This is a genomic window from Streptomyces nitrosporeus (assembly GCF_008704555.1).
Classification (GTDB): domain Bacteria; phylum Actinomycetota; class Actinomycetes; order Streptomycetales; family Streptomycetaceae; genus Streptomyces; species Streptomyces nitrosporeus.
The window spans coordinates 1,931,415-1,945,889 of record NZ_CP023702.1 but is presented as its reverse complement, the minus strand read 5'-3'; the positions used below and the strand labels follow the sequence as shown (position 1 = coordinate 1,945,889).

The following is a 14,475-nucleotide window of genomic DNA, read 5'->3' as shown; positions in this document are numbered from 1 at the left end:
TCCGCGGCCGGCCGGCGGTACGGGGTTTCCGCAGGGCCGGCCCCGGACGGTTCGGCGTCGACAGATTCCGTCGCGTAACCAAAAGGAAACAACGGAATCACTTGTTGGTGAAGTCCTCCTCTGTCAGGATCGGCAGTCAACTCGGGAAGAAGCTACGCCGCCCCGTCCGACGGGAACGGCACAGGAGATCGTCATGGGCCACAGCTTCCAGGTGCCGGAACGCCTCACGGCGGGGGCGCAGTACATCGGCGGACGGCTGCGACCGGGCACGTCCGGCAGGCTCCAGGACGTGGTGAACCCGGCGACGGGCGAGAGCGTGTACCGCTACGAACCGGCCGGCACCGCGGACGTGGACGCCGCGGTCGCCGCCGCCGCGGGAGCCTTCCCCGGCTGGTCCGGAGCCACGCCCGGCGAACGCTCCGCGCTCCTCCACCGCTTCGCCGCCGTCCTCGGCGAACAGGCCGACGGCCTCGCGTACACCGAGTCGCTCCAGTGCGGCAAGCCGCTCAAGCTGACCACCGGGTTCGACGTGCCCGGCACCGTCGACAACACCTCCTTCTTCGCCGGGGCCGCCCGCCAGCTCGAAGGGAAGGCGGCCGCCGAGTACAGCGGCGACCACACCTCCTGCGTACGCCGGGAGGCCATCGGGGTCGTCGGCTCGATCGCACCGTGGAACTACCCGCTCCAGATGGCCGCCTGGAAGATCCTCCCGGCCGTCGCCGCGGGCAACACCGTCGTGCTGAAGCCCGCCGAGACCACCCCCCTGACCTCCCTGATGTTCGCCGAGGCGGCCACCGCGGCCGGCATCCCGGACGGGGTGATCAACATCGTCTCGGGTGCCGGGGCGGACGCCGGTGAACACCTCGTCGCCCACCCCGGCGTGGTGATGACCTCCTTCACCGGCTCCACGGCCGTCGGCAGACGTGTCGCCGAGCTCGCGGCCTCCACGGTCAAGCGCCTCCACCTGGAACTGGGCGGCAAGGCGCCCTTCCTCGTCTTCGACGACGCCGACCTGGACGCCGCGGTCCACGGGGCCGTGGCCGCCGCGCTCATCAACACCGGCCAGGACTGCACGGCCGCCACCCGCGCCTACGTCCAGCGCCCCCTGTACGACGCGTTCGTCGGCGGCGTGGCGGAGCTGATGGAGAGCGTCCGGCTCGGGGACCCCTTCGACCCGGCGACCGACATCGGGCCGCTGACCGGCTTCGCCCAGCGCGACCGCGTCGCCGGATTCGTCGAGCGGGCCCGGGCGTACGCCACCGTCGTCACCGGCGGCGAAGCCCCCGGCGGCCCCCTGGCCTCCGGCGCCTACTACCGGCCCACGCTGATCACGGGTGCCGCCCAGGACAGCGAGGTGGTCACCTCGGAGATCTTCGGCCCGGTCCTGGCCGTGCTCCCCTTCGACAGCGACGACGAGGGCATCCGGCTCGCGAACGGCACCCCGTACGGACTCGCGGCCTCCGCCTGGAGCAGGGACGTGTACCGGACGGGCCGGGCCACCCGTGAACTCCGCGCCGGCTGCGTGTGGGTCAACGACCACATCCCCATCGTCAGCGAGATGCCGCACGGCGGTTACCGGGCCAGCGGCTTCGGCAAGGACATGTCGGCGTACTCCTTCGAGGAGTACACCCAGGTCAAGCACGTCATGTACGACAACACCGCGGTGGCCCGGAAGGACTGGCACCGCACCGTCTTCGGGGACCGGTAGCAGGCCGCCGGCCACGACCCACCCGGAAGGGCAACGCGTATGCAGGAGTCCGAGGCCGCACGCCTCTCCACCGCACAGGCGGCAGCGATACGGCGCAGCCTGACCCACGGCCGGGGCGCCCTCACCCGCCGCTCGCTGCTGCGGGCCTCGGGCGCGGGGGCGCTCACGCTCGGCGGCCTCGGCGTGCTGAGCGCCTGCGGTATCCCGCCCGCGAAGCGTGACGACGCGGGCGCGGCCGCCTCTGACGACCACTCGGCGAAGGAGAAGAGGGTCACCTTCTCCAACTGGACCGAGTACATGGACGTCGGCGAGGACGACCGGGGCCGCCCGACCCTGGAGGCGTTCACCGCGCGTACCGGGATCACGGTCGAGTACACCGAGGACATCAACGACAACGTCGAGTTCTTCGGAAAGATCAAACCGCAGCTCGCCGCCGGCCAGGACACCGGCCGCGACCTGATCGTCGTCACCGACTGGCTCGCCGCACGCCTCATCCGGCTCGGCTGGGCCCAGAAGCTCGACCCGGCGAACCTGCCGCACGCCTTCGCCAACCTCTCCCCGCAGTTCCGCAGCCCCGACTGGGACCCGGGACGCGCCTACTCGTACGCCTGGACCGGCATCCCCACCGTCATCGCGTACAACCGGAAGGCGACCGGCGGACGCAAGGTCGACTCCGTCACCCAGCTGCTGGACGACCCGGAGCTCAAGGGCAGGGTCTCCTTCCTCTCCGAGATGCGCGACACCGTCGGCATGACGCTCCTCGACCTGGGCAAGGACCCCGCCGCCTTCACCGACGCCGACTACGACGCCGCGATCGGACGGCTCCAGAAGGGTGTCGACAGGAAGCAGATACGCCGCTTCACCGGCAACGACTACACCGCGGACCTCAGCAAGGGCGACATCGCGGCCTGCGTCGCCTGGGCGGGCGACATCATCCAGCTCCGGGCCGACAACCCGGACATCGAGTTCTCGATCCCGGCCGCCGGCTACATCACCTCCAGCGACAACCTGCTGGTCCCGGCCGGCGCACGGCACAAGACCAACGCCGAGAAGCTGATCGACTACTACTACGAACCCCCGGTCGCCGCCCGGCTCGCCGCCTACATCAACTACGTCTGCCCGGTCGACGGGGTCGCCGCCGAACTCGCGAAGATCGACCCGTCGATGGCCTCCGACCCCCTGATCCTCCCGGACAGGGAGATGGCCGCGAAGTCGCACGCCTTCCGTTCGCTCGACGCCGGGGAAGAGACGGCGTACGAGGAGAAGTTCGCCACCCTCATCGGCGCCTGACCGGGCTCCGCCTGACCGGGCACCCCGCCGGCACCGGGCCCGTTCCGGCATCCGGCCGGCTCCGGCGGCGCCCGTCCGGCCCGCTCCCCGGGCCCGCCGGCACCCGTCCGGCCCGCCCCGACCGATCTCCTCCGACACCACCGGGACCGCGACCCATGACACAGCAGCAGACGGCGGGCGGCGACGTCCGCCTGACCGGGATCAGCAAGGCGTACGGCTCCTTCACCGCCGTGCACCCGCTCGACCTGACCGTTCCCCAGGGCTCGTTCTTCGCCCTGCTCGGCGCGTCGGGCTGCGGCAAGACCACGACCCTGCGGATGATCGCCGGCCTGGAGGACGCCACCACCGGCGCGGTCTTCCTCGGCGGCAGCGACATCACGGGCCTGCCCCCGCACAAACGGCCCGTCAACACCGTCTTCCAGAGCTACGCGCTCTTCCCGCACCTCGACGTCACCGAGAACATCGCCTTCGGCCTGCGCCGCCGCGGCATCAGGCAGGTGGGGAAGCAGGTGGAGCAGATGCTGGAACTCGTCCAGCTCGGCGACCTCGCCCGCCGCCGCCCGCACCAGCTCTCCGGCGGCCAGCAGCAGCGCGTCGCCGTGGCCCGCGCCCTCATCAACCACCCGCGGGTGCTGCTGCTGGACGAACCGCTCGGCGCCCTCGACCTCAAGCTCCGCCGCCGGATGCAGCTCGAACTCAAACGCATCCAGACCGAGGTCGGCATCACCTTCATCCACGTCACCCACGACCAGGAGGAGGCCATGACGATGGCCGACACCGTCGCGGTGATGAACGGCGGGCGGGTCGAACAGCTCGGTGCCCCCGCCGAGCTGTACGAGAACCCCCGCACCACCTTCGTCGCCAACTTCCTCGGCACCTCCAACCTCATCGAGGCCGAGATCGTGTCCGCCGGCGCCGCCCTCGTGGTCTCGGCCGCCGGGAGCACCCTGCGGCTGCCCGGCGACCGCAGCACCGCCCCTGCGAAGGAGGGCGGCAGGCTCCTGCTCGGCGTACGGCCCGAGAAGATATCCCTCGCCCGCGCCGAGGACGCCGGCACGGTGCCCGGCACCCGCAACCGGATCACCGGGCGGATCACCGGATCGAGCTTCATCGGCGTCAGCACCCAGTACGTCGTCGAGTCACCGGCCGGCACGGCGCTCCAGGTCTACGAACAGAACGCCGGGGACCGCCGCGGACTCGCCCCGGGCACCGAGGTCGTCCTGCACTGGGACCCCGCGCACACCTTCGCCCTCGACGCCGCCCAGGACATCGACGCCGGGGTACGAAGCGTGGAGGACGCCGCGTGAGCGTCACCGGCGCGCCACCGGCGCCGCCCGCCGGAGACGGGGCCCCCGGCCCGGCGCCCCGCACACCGTCCGTCCGCAGGCGGCTCGTGCCCTACTGGCTGCTGCTGCCCGGCATCCTGTGGCTGCTCGTCTTCTTCGCGCTGCCGATGGTCTACCAGGCATCGACCTCGGTACAGACCGGGTCCCTGGAAGAGGGGTTCGAGGTCACCTGGCACTTCGGCACCTACCTCGACGCCCTCGCCGGCTACCACCCGCAGTTCGTCCGGTCCCTGCTGTACGCCGGCACCGCCACGCTCCTGTGCCTGCTGCTCGGCTACCCGCTCGCCTATCTGATCGCCTTCAAGGCCGGCCGGTGGCGCAGCCTGCTGCTCGTCCTGGTCATCGCCCCCTTCTTCACCAGCTTCCTGATCCGTACGCTCGCCTGGAAGACGATCCTCGCCGACGGCGGCACGGCCGTGGGCCTCCTGGACTCCCTGCACGTCCTGGACGTCACCGCCTGGCTCGGCTGGACGGAGGGCGACCGGGTCCTCGCCACCCCCATGGCCGTGGTCTGCGGACTCACGTACAACTTCCTGCCGTTCATGATCCTGCCGCTCTACACCTCGCTGGACCGGATCGACCACCGGCTCCACGAGGCGGCCGGCGACCTCTACGCCACCCCCGCCACCACCTTCCGCAAGGTCACCTTCCCGCTGTCCATGCCCGGGGTCGTCTCCGGCACCCTGCTGACGTTCATCCCCGCCAGCGGCGACTACGTCAACGCCGAGCTCCTCGGCTCCACGGACACCAAGATGGTCGGCAGCGTCATCCAGTCGCAGTTCCTGCGGGTCCTGGACTACCCGACGGCGGCCGCCCTCTCCTTCATCCTCATGGCGGTCGTCCTGCTCGTGGTCACCCTCTACATCCGCCGCTCCGGGACGGAGGACCTGGTCTGATGCGTCTGCTCCGAAGCCTTCGGCGCCATCTGGTCGTGATCGCCGGCCTGCTGACCCTGGCCTACATGATCCTGCCGAACCTCGTCGTCATGGTGTTCTCCTTCAACGACCCGAAGGGGCGGTTCAACTACGCCTGGCAGACCTTCTCCCTGGACGCCTGGAAGGACCCCTGCGGCGTCCCCGGCCTCTGCGCGTCGCTCTCCGTCTCGCTGTGGACCGCCGGCCTCGCCACCGTCGGGGCGACCGTGCTCGGCACCATGATCGCCTTCGCGCTGGTGCGCTACCGGTTCCGGGCCCGGGGCGCCGTCAACTCGCTGGTCTTCCTGCCGATGGCCATGCCCGAGGTCGTCATGGCGGCCTCGCTGCTCACGCTCTTCCTCAACATGGGGGCCGAACTCGGCTTCCGGACCGTACTGATCGCGCACATCATGTTCTGCATCGGCTTCGTGGTGACGGCGGTCAAGGCGCGGGTGATGTCGATGGACCCGCGCCTGGAGGAGGCCGCCCGCGATCTGTACGCGGGCCCCGTGCAGACCTTCCTGCGGGTGACGCTGCCGATCGCGGCACCGGGGATCGCGGCGGGCGCGCTGCTCGCCTTCGCGCTCTCCTTCGACGACTTCATCATCACCAATTTCAACGCGGGCTCCACGGTGACGTTCCCGATGTTCGTCTGGGGCTCCGCCCAGCGCGGAACTCCCGTACAGATCAACGTCATCGGTACAGCCATGTTCGTCCTCGCCGTGGCCGTCGTCGTCCTGGGCCGGACCGTGTCCGGCCGGAGAAAGGCCCGCGCGGAGAAATAATGGGGGCGAGCGCCCCCGCGGAAGAAATCCCGAAGGAGTTGGAAGCCATGGCTGGCGAAGCCATGCGTCAAGCGGCGTCATCCCTTTCCGACGCGCGTCCCCGGTCCTACTGGCTCGACGATCCGGAGAGGCCGGAGCCCCTCCCCGCCCTCACCGGCGACGAGCGGTGCGACCTCCTGGTCGTCGGCGGCGGCTACAGCGGACTGTGGACCGCGCTGCTCGCCAAGGAACGGGACCCCGGCCGGGAAGTCGTCCTCGTCGAGGGGCACGAGGTGGGCTGGGCGGCCTCCGGCCGCAACGGGGGCTTCTGCGCGGCCTCCCTGACCCATGGCCTGGCCAACGGCGCGGACCGCTGGCCGGACGAGATCGCGGAGCTGGAGGAGCTGGGGGAGCGGAACCTCGACGCCATCGAGGAGACGCTCGTCCGCTACGGCATCCGCTGCGACTTCGAGCGCACCGGGGAGATCGACGTGGCCACCCGGCCCCACGAACTCGCCGGTCTGCGCGCCTGGCACCGCAGGACCGAGGAGATGGGACTCGGCCGGACGGACTTCCTCGACCGCGACCAGGTGCGGGCCGAGATCGACTCGCCGGCCTTCCTCGGCGGGCTCTGGGACCGGCGCGGGGTCGCCATGCTGCACCCCGCGAAGCTGGCCTGGGGCCTGAAGCGGGCCTGCCTCGGACTGGGGGTCCGCGTCTTCGAGAACACCCGCGCCCTCGGCCTCGCCCGGTCGGGTCCGGGTGTCGCCGTCCGCACCCCCTACGGCCGGGTGCTGGCCCGCCGGGTGGCGCTGGGGACGAACGTCTTCCCGTCCCTCGTGCGGCGGCTGCGGCCCTACACCGTCCCGGTCTACGACTACGCGCTGATGACCGAACCGCTGAACGCGGGACAACTCGCCTCGATCGGCTGGAGGAACCGCCAGGGAATCGGTGAGAGCGCCCATCGGTTCCACTATTTCCGGCTCTCCGCGGACAACCGGATCCTGTGGGGCGGATATGACGCGGTCTATCCGTTCGGAGGACGGCTGAATTCCGCGCTCGACCAGCGTCCGGAGACCTTCCTCACGCTCGCCGGGCAGTTCTTCACCTATTTCCCGCAGCTTTCCGGACTGCGTTTCAGCCATGCCTGGGGCGGGGCGATCGACACCTGTTCACGTTTCTCCGCCTTCTTCGGCACGGCCCTGCGGGGGCGGGTCTCCTACGCGGCCGGCTACACCGGCCTGGGCGTCGGGGCCACCCGGTTCGGGGCCGAGGTGATGCTCGACCTGCTGGCCGGTGAGCCGACCGGGCGGACCGCCCTCACCATGGTCCGTTCCAAGCCGCTGCCGTTCCCGCCCGAGCCGTTCGCCTGGGCCGGGATCGGCCTCACCAAGCGGTCGCTGGCCCGCGCGGACCGCCACGGGGGCCACCGGGACCTGTGGCTGCGGACCATGGACCGGATGGGATTCGGGTTCGACAGCTGACGCACCCGGCCCCGGGCCGGAGGGCCGAGGCGCCGCCAGAGGTCTTGACAACCTGATTGGTCTGGACCATGTTGTGCGGCGGCCGCACTCAATTCCCCCCAGCACGGAGGCTGTTGTGGAACGCACCGGACCACCCGCCCGATTCACCGGAATTCTGGCCGTCTGTTCGGCGGCCCTGATGGCCGCCGCCGGACTGGTCGCCACCGCGCCGGCGGCCCAGGCCGCCGACACCGACCTGGCCCGCAACGGGGGCTTCGAGGCCGGGCTGGACGGCTGGACCTGCTCGGGCGGCAGCGGGGCCGTCGTCAGCAGCCCCGTGCACGGCGGGGCCAAGGCGCTGAAGGCCACCCCGGCCGGCAGCGACAACGCCCGGTGCTCGCAGACCGTGACGGTCAAGCCCGACTCCGCGTACACCCTGGAAGCCTTCGTGCAGGGCGGATACGTCTACCTCGGCGCGTCCGGCACGGGCACCACCGACGTCTCCACCTGGACCCAGTCCGCCGGTTCGTACACCAAGCTGGGCACCTCCTTCCGGACCGGCCCGTCCACCACCTCGGTGACCGTCTACACCCACGGCTGGTACGGCACGCCCGCCTACCACGTCGACGACCTGAGCCTGGTCGGCCCCGGCGGCGCCCCCGCCACCGTGCCCGCCGCCCCCGGCGGTCTGCGCGCGGGCTCCCCCACCTCGTCCTCCGTACCGCTGAACTGGACCGCCTCCGCGGGGGCCACCGGCTACCACGTCTACCGCGACGGCGCGAAGGTCCTCTCCGTGTCCGGCACCTCGGCGACCGTCACCGGGCTGGCCGCCTCGACCGCGTACAGCTTCCAGGTCAGCGCGGTCAACGAGGCCGGCGAGTCCCCGAAGTCGGCCGCCGTGAGCGCCACCACCACCCAGGGCGGCGGGGGCGGCGGCGGCGGGGACCTCCCGGCCCACGCCCTGGTCGGCTATCTGCACTCCAGCTTCGCCAACGGCTCCGGCTACACGCGGATGGCCGACGTCCCCGACTCGTGGGACGTCATCAACCTCGCCTTCGGCGAGCCCACCTCCGTCACCTCCGGTGACATCCGCTTCTCGCTGTGCCCGGTGGCCGAGTGCCCGGGCGTGGAGACCGAGGCGGAGTTCAAGGCCGCGATCAAGGTCAAGCAGGCCGCGGGCAAGAAGGTCCTGATCTCCATCGGCGGCCAGAACGGCCAGGTCCAGCTCAACTCGACCGCCGCCCGCGACACCTTCGTCTCCTCCGTGTCCCGGATCATCGACACCTACGGCCTGGACGGCCTGGACATCGACTTCGAGGGCCACTCGCTCTCGCTGAACACCGGTGACACCGACTTCCGCTCCCCGACGACCCCGGTGATCGTCAACCTGATCTCCGCGGTGAAGACCCTCAAGGCCAAGTACGGTGACGACTTCGTCCTCACCATGGCCCCCGAGACCTTCTTCGTGCAGCTCGGCTACCAGTACTACGGCTCCGGCCCCTGGGGCGGACAGGACCCGCGCGCCGGCGCCTATCTGCCGGTCATCCACGCCCTGCGCGACGACCTCACCCTGCTGCACGTCCAGGACTACAACTCGGGCTCCATCATGGGCCTGGACAACCAGTACCACTCGATGGGCGGCGCCGACTTCCACATCGCCATGACCGACATGCTGCTCACCGGCTTCCCGGTGGCGGGCGACCGGACCAAGGTCTTCCCGGCGCTGCGGCCCGAGCAGGTCGCCATCGGCCTCCCGGCCTCCACCCAGGCGGGCAACGGCCACACCTCTCCGGCCGAGGTCACCAAGGCCCTCAACTGCCTGACGAAGAAGACCGACTGCGGCTCCTACCAGACGCACGGCACCTGGCCGGCCCTGCGCGGGCTGATGACCTGGTCGATCAACTGGGACCGCTTCAACAACTGGGAGTTCTCGAAGAACTTCGACTCCTACTTCGGGAACTGACCTCCCCGAGGACCAGCAGCAGCACCCCCGCGAGGCACCAGCCGGCCAGCACGTCCAGCGGCCAGTGGTAGCCCCGCAGCACCAGACCGATGCCCGTCGCGACCGTCACCAGGACGGCCGCGGCGGGCGTCATCCACGCACGGCGGACGTACGGCGCGAGCAGCAGGGCCGCCGCCCCGTAGGCCACCGCGGCGGTGACCGCGTGCCCCGAGGGGTAGTAGCCGGTCTCCTCGGTCAGCGGACCCGGGCGGTCCGTCAGCAGCTTGAGGGGGACGACCAGGGCCGGTACGGCCGCCATGGCCGCCACCGCGCCGGCCGCGGCCCGGCGGGACCCGCGCCACCAGGCGAACGCCACCGCGCAGGCCAGCACGGGCAGCGCCACCTGCATGTTGCCGAGGTCGGCGCAGAACTCGGCCGGGCCCGCGGGCCCGCGGCCGGCCAGCGCGCCGCTGATCCGCTCGTCCGGACCGGTCAGCGGACCACCGGACACGACCTGCCAGGTGATCAGCGCGAAGAGCGTGAGGACCGCGGTGACGCGCGCGCAGAGAAGGACCGGCCGTCCGGGAACTGGGGGGGATGTTCCGGGACGGCCGGTCGGACCGGTATGCCGCGCGCCCCGGGGGGTGTGGGGCGAGCGGCCGTCCGGTCGGTGAGGAGTTCCGGAGCGCGATGCTCCAGCGGTGTGCGCCGAGGCGCCGCCGGGACGGTGCGGGGGGAGCCCCGGCCCGGCGCCGTCCGCGGTCTCCCGCGGGCGGGGTGTTTCTCTCATCGCTGGAAACCGTACGTCAGGGGGAGGGCGGGCCGACAGGGGCAACGGTATCCCGCCATCGGCCCCCCACACCTTCTTCACAGGCCCTCACCCGCGCACGGGCCGGCGCCGCCCCGAACGCCTCGCGGCGTCCGGCGCGCCCGCACACGTCAGAGAGTGCCGAAAGCCTGTTCGAGAATGTCGAGGCCCTCGTTCAGCAGGTCCTCGCCGATGACCAGCGGCGGCAGGAAGCGCAGGACGTTGCCGTAGGTGCCGCAGGTCAGCACCAGCAGACCCTCGGCGTGGCAGGCCTTGGCCAGGGAGGCCGCGGCCTCCGCGTCCGGGTCCTTGGTGCCCGCCTTCACCAGCTCGATCGCGATCATCGCGCCGCGGCCCCGGATGTCACCGATGACACCGCCGTTCGGGAGCTTCGCCCGCATCTCGCCCAGGCGGCCCTTCATGACCTCCTCGATACGCCGGGCCCTCGCGTTCAGGTCCAGCTCGCGCATCGTCTCGATCGCGCCGAGCGCGCCGGCGCACGCCACCGGATTGCCGCCGTACGTACCACCGAGACCGCCGGAGTGCGCCGCGTCCATGATCTCGGCGCGGCCGGTCACCGCGGAGAGTGGCAGGCCGCCCGCGATGCCCTTCGCGGTGGTGATCAGGTCGGGGACGATGCCCTCGTCCTCGCAGGCGAACCACTGGCCGGTACGGCAGAAGCCGGACTGGATCTCGTCCGCGACGAAGACGATGCCGTTCTCCCGGGCGAACCGGGCGATCGCCGGGAGGAAGCCCTTGGCCGGCTCGATGAAGCCGCCCTCGCCCAGCACCGGCTCGATGATGACCGCGGCGACGTTCCCGGCGCCGATCTGCTTGGTGATCTGGTCGATGGCCTGGGCGGACGCCTCCGCCCCGGCGTTCTCCGCACCGGTCGGCCAGCGGTAGCCGTAGGCCACGGGGACGCGGTACACCTCGGGCGCGAAGGGGCCGAAGCCCTGCTTGTACGGCATGTTCTTCGCGGTCAGCGCCATCGTGAGGTTGGTGCGGCCGTGGTAGCCGTGGTCGAAGACGACGACCGCGGTGCGCCCGGTGTACGCGCGGGCGATCTTCACCGCGTTCTCGACGGCCTCGGCACCCGAGTTGAACAGCGCCGACTTCTTGGCGTGGTCGCCCGGCGTCAGCTCGGCGAGCCGCTCGCAGACCTCCACGTACCCCTCGTAGGGCGTGACCATGAAGCAGGAGTGCGTGAAGTCGGCGAGCTGCGCCGACGCCCGGCGGACGACGGCTTCGGCGGAGGCGCCCACCGAGGTGACCGCGATACCGGAACCGAAGTCGATCAGCCGGTTGCCGTCCACGTCCTCGATGATCCCGCCGCCCGCCCGGGCGGTGAACACGGGCAGCGTGGAGCCCACACCCGCGGCGACCGCGGCCGTGCGGCGGGCCTGCAGCTCCACCGACCTGGGGCCGGGGACGGCGGTGACGAGGCGACGCTCCTGCGGAATGTCGGACATGCGGGACTCCTGGGGGTGTTCCGGACGCTTCTGTCCCAGCAGGCTAGGTGCGGGGGCGGCCACAAGGCATGCTCCGCTCCGGAGTGGTGGACGGGTGTCCTTGTCCGCGGCGGACAGATGCTGGCCCTCCGCCTCACCGGGCCGGCGGCCGCACCTCTCCGGCCGAACTCCCCGTCCCCGCCCGCCGAGGCACTAGATTGGCCGTGCAGAAGGCGGGACCTGGCTGGTCAGGGGGCAGCGGTTCATGGACACCGAAGGCATGTACGACGCGCTGGGCACGGACGCGGGCCGGGTGCCCCGCCCGGCGGGCCCACCCCCCGCCGTGCCACCGCCCCCCTCCCACACCCCCGCCGCCGGCCGGCCGCCGCTGACGGAGTGGCTGCGCACCCCCCGGCCGGCCCGGGAGCCGGGTGTCTGGCGCTACGGCCACACACCGCGCCCGCCCGAGAAGCCCGAGGGGGTGCCGGACCGGGCCCTGGTCGTCGGCGCCCTGATCTCCGTCCTCAGCGCGCTCCTCCTGTGGTCGCTGTGGCGCAACGGCTATCTGCCCTACCGGCTGGTGCCCCTGAAACTGTTCACCCCGGGCGAGTGGTGGCACATCGGCACGTCCGGCGGCCCCCGCACGATCGAGGGGGTGGACGCGCTCACGGTCTACGAGGCCCTGCTCTTCGGCCTCCTCGTCTACGGGTGCCTGCGCCTGGGCAACTGGGCCGAACTCTTCCGGCGGCACGTCGCCGGCCGCGGTCAGCCCTTCCTCGCCCTGGCCGCCGCCGCGGCGGCCGGGCTCGCCCAGCTCCTGGTCTGGAAGGACGCCGTACCGGTGGTCCGGCCGGTGCTGGTCGTCATCGCCGCGGTCTTCGGCGGCGAGATCTACCAGAGCCAGAACGTCGTCAACCTGATCTACGCCCTGATCACCCTCGGGGTGCTCTGGCCGTTCGCCCGGCTCGGCCGCTGGCGCGCCCTGCTCGCGGCCCGCCGCGCGGCGGCGGCCCCCGCCCCCGGTGAGACCGGGGCCCCCGGGGTTCCGGGGCCCGACGCATGGCCCGAACTGCGCGAAGCCGGGCGGACGGACGCCGCCGAGGCACTGGCCGCCGCGGTGCGCGCCGGCCGGATGAACGACGTCGACGTGGCCCGCCTGCGCCGCGCCTTCAGCGCCGGCCGGGCCCACCCCGAGCGGCTCGCCGCACTGGAGGAGGCCGTGCTGCGCGCGGGCGGCGCCGCCGCGCTGCATCCGTCCGGCGCCCGCGACCTGCCCGCGCGCGCCGCCCGCCACGACCTGCTCACCGGGCAGGTCCGCATCGGCGCCTGGGCCGACGACCCGCGCAACCCCTACGCCCGCCGCGGCTCCGGCGCCGCCCTGGAACCCGCGCTGCTCGGCACCTGCCTGCTGGCCGTCGGGCCGCCGGGGTCGGGGAAGACCGACCGGCTGGTCCGGCCCGTCGTCGAGTCCCTCGCCCTCCAGGCACTCGCCGGCCAGGCCGCCGTCCTGGCGGTCGGCAACGCGGGCGAGCCGCTCGGCCCCGACGGGGCCTACGACGTCGTCGTCCGCGTCGGCGACCCCGCCTCCGACCACGACTTCGACCTCTACGGCGGTACGACGGACCCCGACGAGGCGGCGGGCGTGCTCGCGGAGGGGCTGGTGGGCGATGTGGAGGGCCTGGACAGCCGGCGCGCGGCCACCGTGCTCGCCCAGCTCCTCGGCCCCTACCGCGCCGTCCACGGGCACTTCCCGGGCGTACCGGCGCTCCGTGAACTCCTCGACGGCGACCGGGCCGCCGTCGGCGCCCTGCGGGAGGCGCTGAGCGCCGGCGGCCGGACCGCGATGCTGCGCGAACTCGACGCCCGTACCCGGCAGGGCGGCGGTCCGGGCGACCCCGGGCCGGTGCTCGCCGACCGGATCGCGCTCCTGGACCGGCCCGCCTTCGCCTCGTTCTTCGCCACCGGACCCGAGGCCCGGCCCTTCTCCCTGCGCTCTCTGGAACACCTCCCCCTGCGGGTCAGGATCGACCTGCCGGAGCGGGCCCACGCGGAGGCGTCCCGGCTGCTCACCCGGCTCGTCCTCGCCCAGTTCACCGCGATCGCCGCCGCCCGCACCGACCGTTCGCTCTTCGTCTGCCTCGTCCTGGACGACGCCACCTCGGCCGTCACCGCCGGGACCGTCCGGGGCGTCAGGAGGCTGCGGTCCCTCAACGCGGGCGCCGTCCTCACCCTGCGCACCGTCGACGACGTCCCCGAGCACCTGCACACCGCGCTGCTCGGCGGGGTCGGCTGCTGCATGGCCTTCTGCGGGATCAGCACCTGGGACGGCAAGCGCTTCGCCGACGTCTGGGGCAAGGAGTGGGTGGAGACCCGGGAGGTCGCCCAGCACGCGGTCTTCGCCGACCAGCCGTTCACCCGCGCCCTGCACGCGCTGCGCAAGCTGGTCACCGGCAAGGCCGTGACCCGGGACGCGGTGACCGTGCGGCGCGTCGAGCGGGAACGCTGGTCGGCCTCGGAGCTGGCCTACCATCTGCCGGCCGGGCACGCGGTCCTGTCGCTCACGCGCGTGGACGGGGAGCACGCGCCGCCGCTCCTGGTGGACCTCGGCGGCTGAGCGGCTGCCGGGCGGCCCGCGCGGAGGCCGGTTCCGAGGCGCCGGCCGGGGCACGGCCGGCGGCGTGCCCGCCGCCGCCGGCCTGCCGCCCGTCCCGCAGGACCGCGCCGACGCGGCCCTCCGTCCGCTCCGCAGGACCGCGCCGCCCCCGGCCAGCCCCCGCCCCACAGGCCCG

Annotated in this window: 10 protein-coding genes; 8 read left to right on the top strand and 2 right to left on the bottom strand. The window is 72.6% G+C overall.

Annotation, left to right across the window (positions count from 1 at the left end; genetic code table 11):
* Positions 1 to 193 precede the first annotated feature (193 nt).
* From CP967_RS08185 to CP967_RS08155, 7 genes are all read left to right on the top strand, one after another.
* On the top strand, positions 194 to 1,708 hold the full coding sequence (locus tag CP967_RS08185) for a gamma-aminobutyraldehyde dehydrogenase (RefSeq protein ID WP_150487324.1): 1,515 nt from the start codon (positions 194 to 196) through the stop codon (positions 1,706 to 1,708).
* Between the two features lie 39 nt (positions 1,709 to 1,747).
* Complete coding sequence (locus CP967_RS08180) at positions 1,748 to 2,998, top strand: polyamine ABC transporter substrate-binding protein (RefSeq protein WP_150487323.1); 1,251 nt, start codon at positions 1,748 to 1,750, stop codon at positions 2,996 to 2,998.
* Positions 2,999 to 3,153: 155 nt separating this feature from the next.
* Positions 3,154 to 4,305, top strand: coding sequence for an ABC transporter ATP-binding protein (locus tag CP967_RS08175; protein WP_150487322.1), 1,152 nt, complete (start codon positions 3,154 to 3,156; stop codon positions 4,303 to 4,305).
* Complete coding sequence (locus CP967_RS08170; protein WP_150487321.1) at positions 4,302 to 5,240, top strand: ABC transporter permease; 939 nt, start codon at positions 4,302 to 4,304, stop codon at positions 5,238 to 5,240. Before CP967_RS08175 ends, CP967_RS08170 begins: the two co-directional genes overlap by 4 nt.
* Positions 5,240 to 6,043: an ABC transporter permease gene (locus CP967_RS08165; RefSeq protein ID WP_150487320.1), complete on the top strand. Its 804-nt coding sequence runs from the start codon at positions 5,240 to 5,242 to the stop codon at positions 6,041 to 6,043. Before CP967_RS08170 ends, CP967_RS08165 begins: the two co-directional genes overlap by 1 nt.
* A gap of 47 nt (positions 6,044 to 6,090) precedes the next feature.
* Positions 6,091 to 7,506, top strand: coding sequence for an NAD(P)/FAD-dependent oxidoreductase (locus tag CP967_RS08160; protein ID WP_150487319.1), 1,416 nt, complete (start codon positions 6,091 to 6,093; stop codon positions 7,504 to 7,506).
* 115 nt (positions 7,507 to 7,621) lie between these two features.
* Positions 7,622 to 9,448: a chitinase gene (locus CP967_RS08155; RefSeq protein WP_150487318.1), complete on the top strand. Its 1,827-nt coding sequence runs from the start codon at positions 7,622 to 7,624 to the stop codon at positions 9,446 to 9,448.
* Here CP967_RS08155 and CP967_RS08150 read toward each other — a convergent pair.
* Positions 9,399 to 10,217 carry a phosphatase PAP2 family protein gene (locus CP967_RS08150; protein ID WP_150487317.1) on the bottom strand — a complete coding sequence of 273 codons (819 nt, stop codon included), beginning with the start codon at positions 10,215 to 10,217 and terminating at the stop codon, positions 9,399 to 9,401. The two genes, CP967_RS08155 and CP967_RS08150, sit on opposite strands and share 50 nt — an antisense overlap.
* 149 nt (positions 10,218 to 10,366) lie before the next feature.
* Complete coding sequence (gene gabT / locus CP967_RS08145; RefSeq protein WP_150487316.1) at positions 10,367 to 11,707, bottom strand: 4-aminobutyrate--2-oxoglutarate transaminase; 1,341 nt, start codon at positions 11,705 to 11,707, stop codon at positions 10,367 to 10,369.
* A 244-nt stretch (positions 11,708 to 11,951) separates the two neighbouring features.
* Here gabT and CP967_RS08140 point away from each other — a divergent pair, with 244 nt between their 5' ends.
* A complete protein-coding gene (locus CP967_RS08140) occupies positions 11,952 to 14,300 on the top strand; it encodes an ATP/GTP-binding protein (RefSeq protein ID WP_150487315.1) in 2,349 nt (782 codons plus the stop codon).
* The last annotated feature ends 175 nt before the right edge of the window (positions 14,301 to 14,475 follow it).

Bases quoted from the DNA above. Each gene is read 5' to 3' on its own strand.
- CP967_RS08180 (WP_150487323.1), top strand. From the start codon at position 1,748: ATGCAGGAGTCCGAGGCCGCACGCCTCTCCACCGCACAGGCGGCAGCG.
- CP967_RS08175 (WP_150487322.1), top strand. From the start codon at position 3,154: ATGACACAGCAGCAGACGGCGGGCGGCGACGTCCGCCTGACCGGGATC.
- CP967_RS08140 (WP_150487315.1), top strand. From the start codon at position 11,952: ATGGACACCGAAGGCATGTACGACGCGCTGGGCACGGACGCGGGCCGG.
- CP967_RS08160 (WP_150487319.1), top strand. From the start codon at position 6,091: ATGGCTGGCGAAGCCATGCGTCAAGCGGCGTCATCCCTTTCCGACGCG.
- gabT (WP_150487316.1), bottom strand. From the start codon at position 11,707: ATGTCCGACATTCCGCAGGAGCGTCGCCTCGTCACCGCCGTCCCCGGC.
- CP967_RS08185 (WP_150487324.1), top strand. From the start codon at position 194: ATGGGCCACAGCTTCCAGGTGCCGGAACGCCTCACGGCGGGGGCGCAG.
- CP967_RS08165 (WP_150487320.1), top strand. From the start codon at position 5,240: ATGCGTCTGCTCCGAAGCCTTCGGCGCCATCTGGTCGTGATCGCCGGC.
- CP967_RS08150 (WP_150487317.1), bottom strand. From the start codon at position 10,217: ATGAGAGAAACACCCCGCCCGCGGGAGACCGCGGACGGCGCCGGGCCG.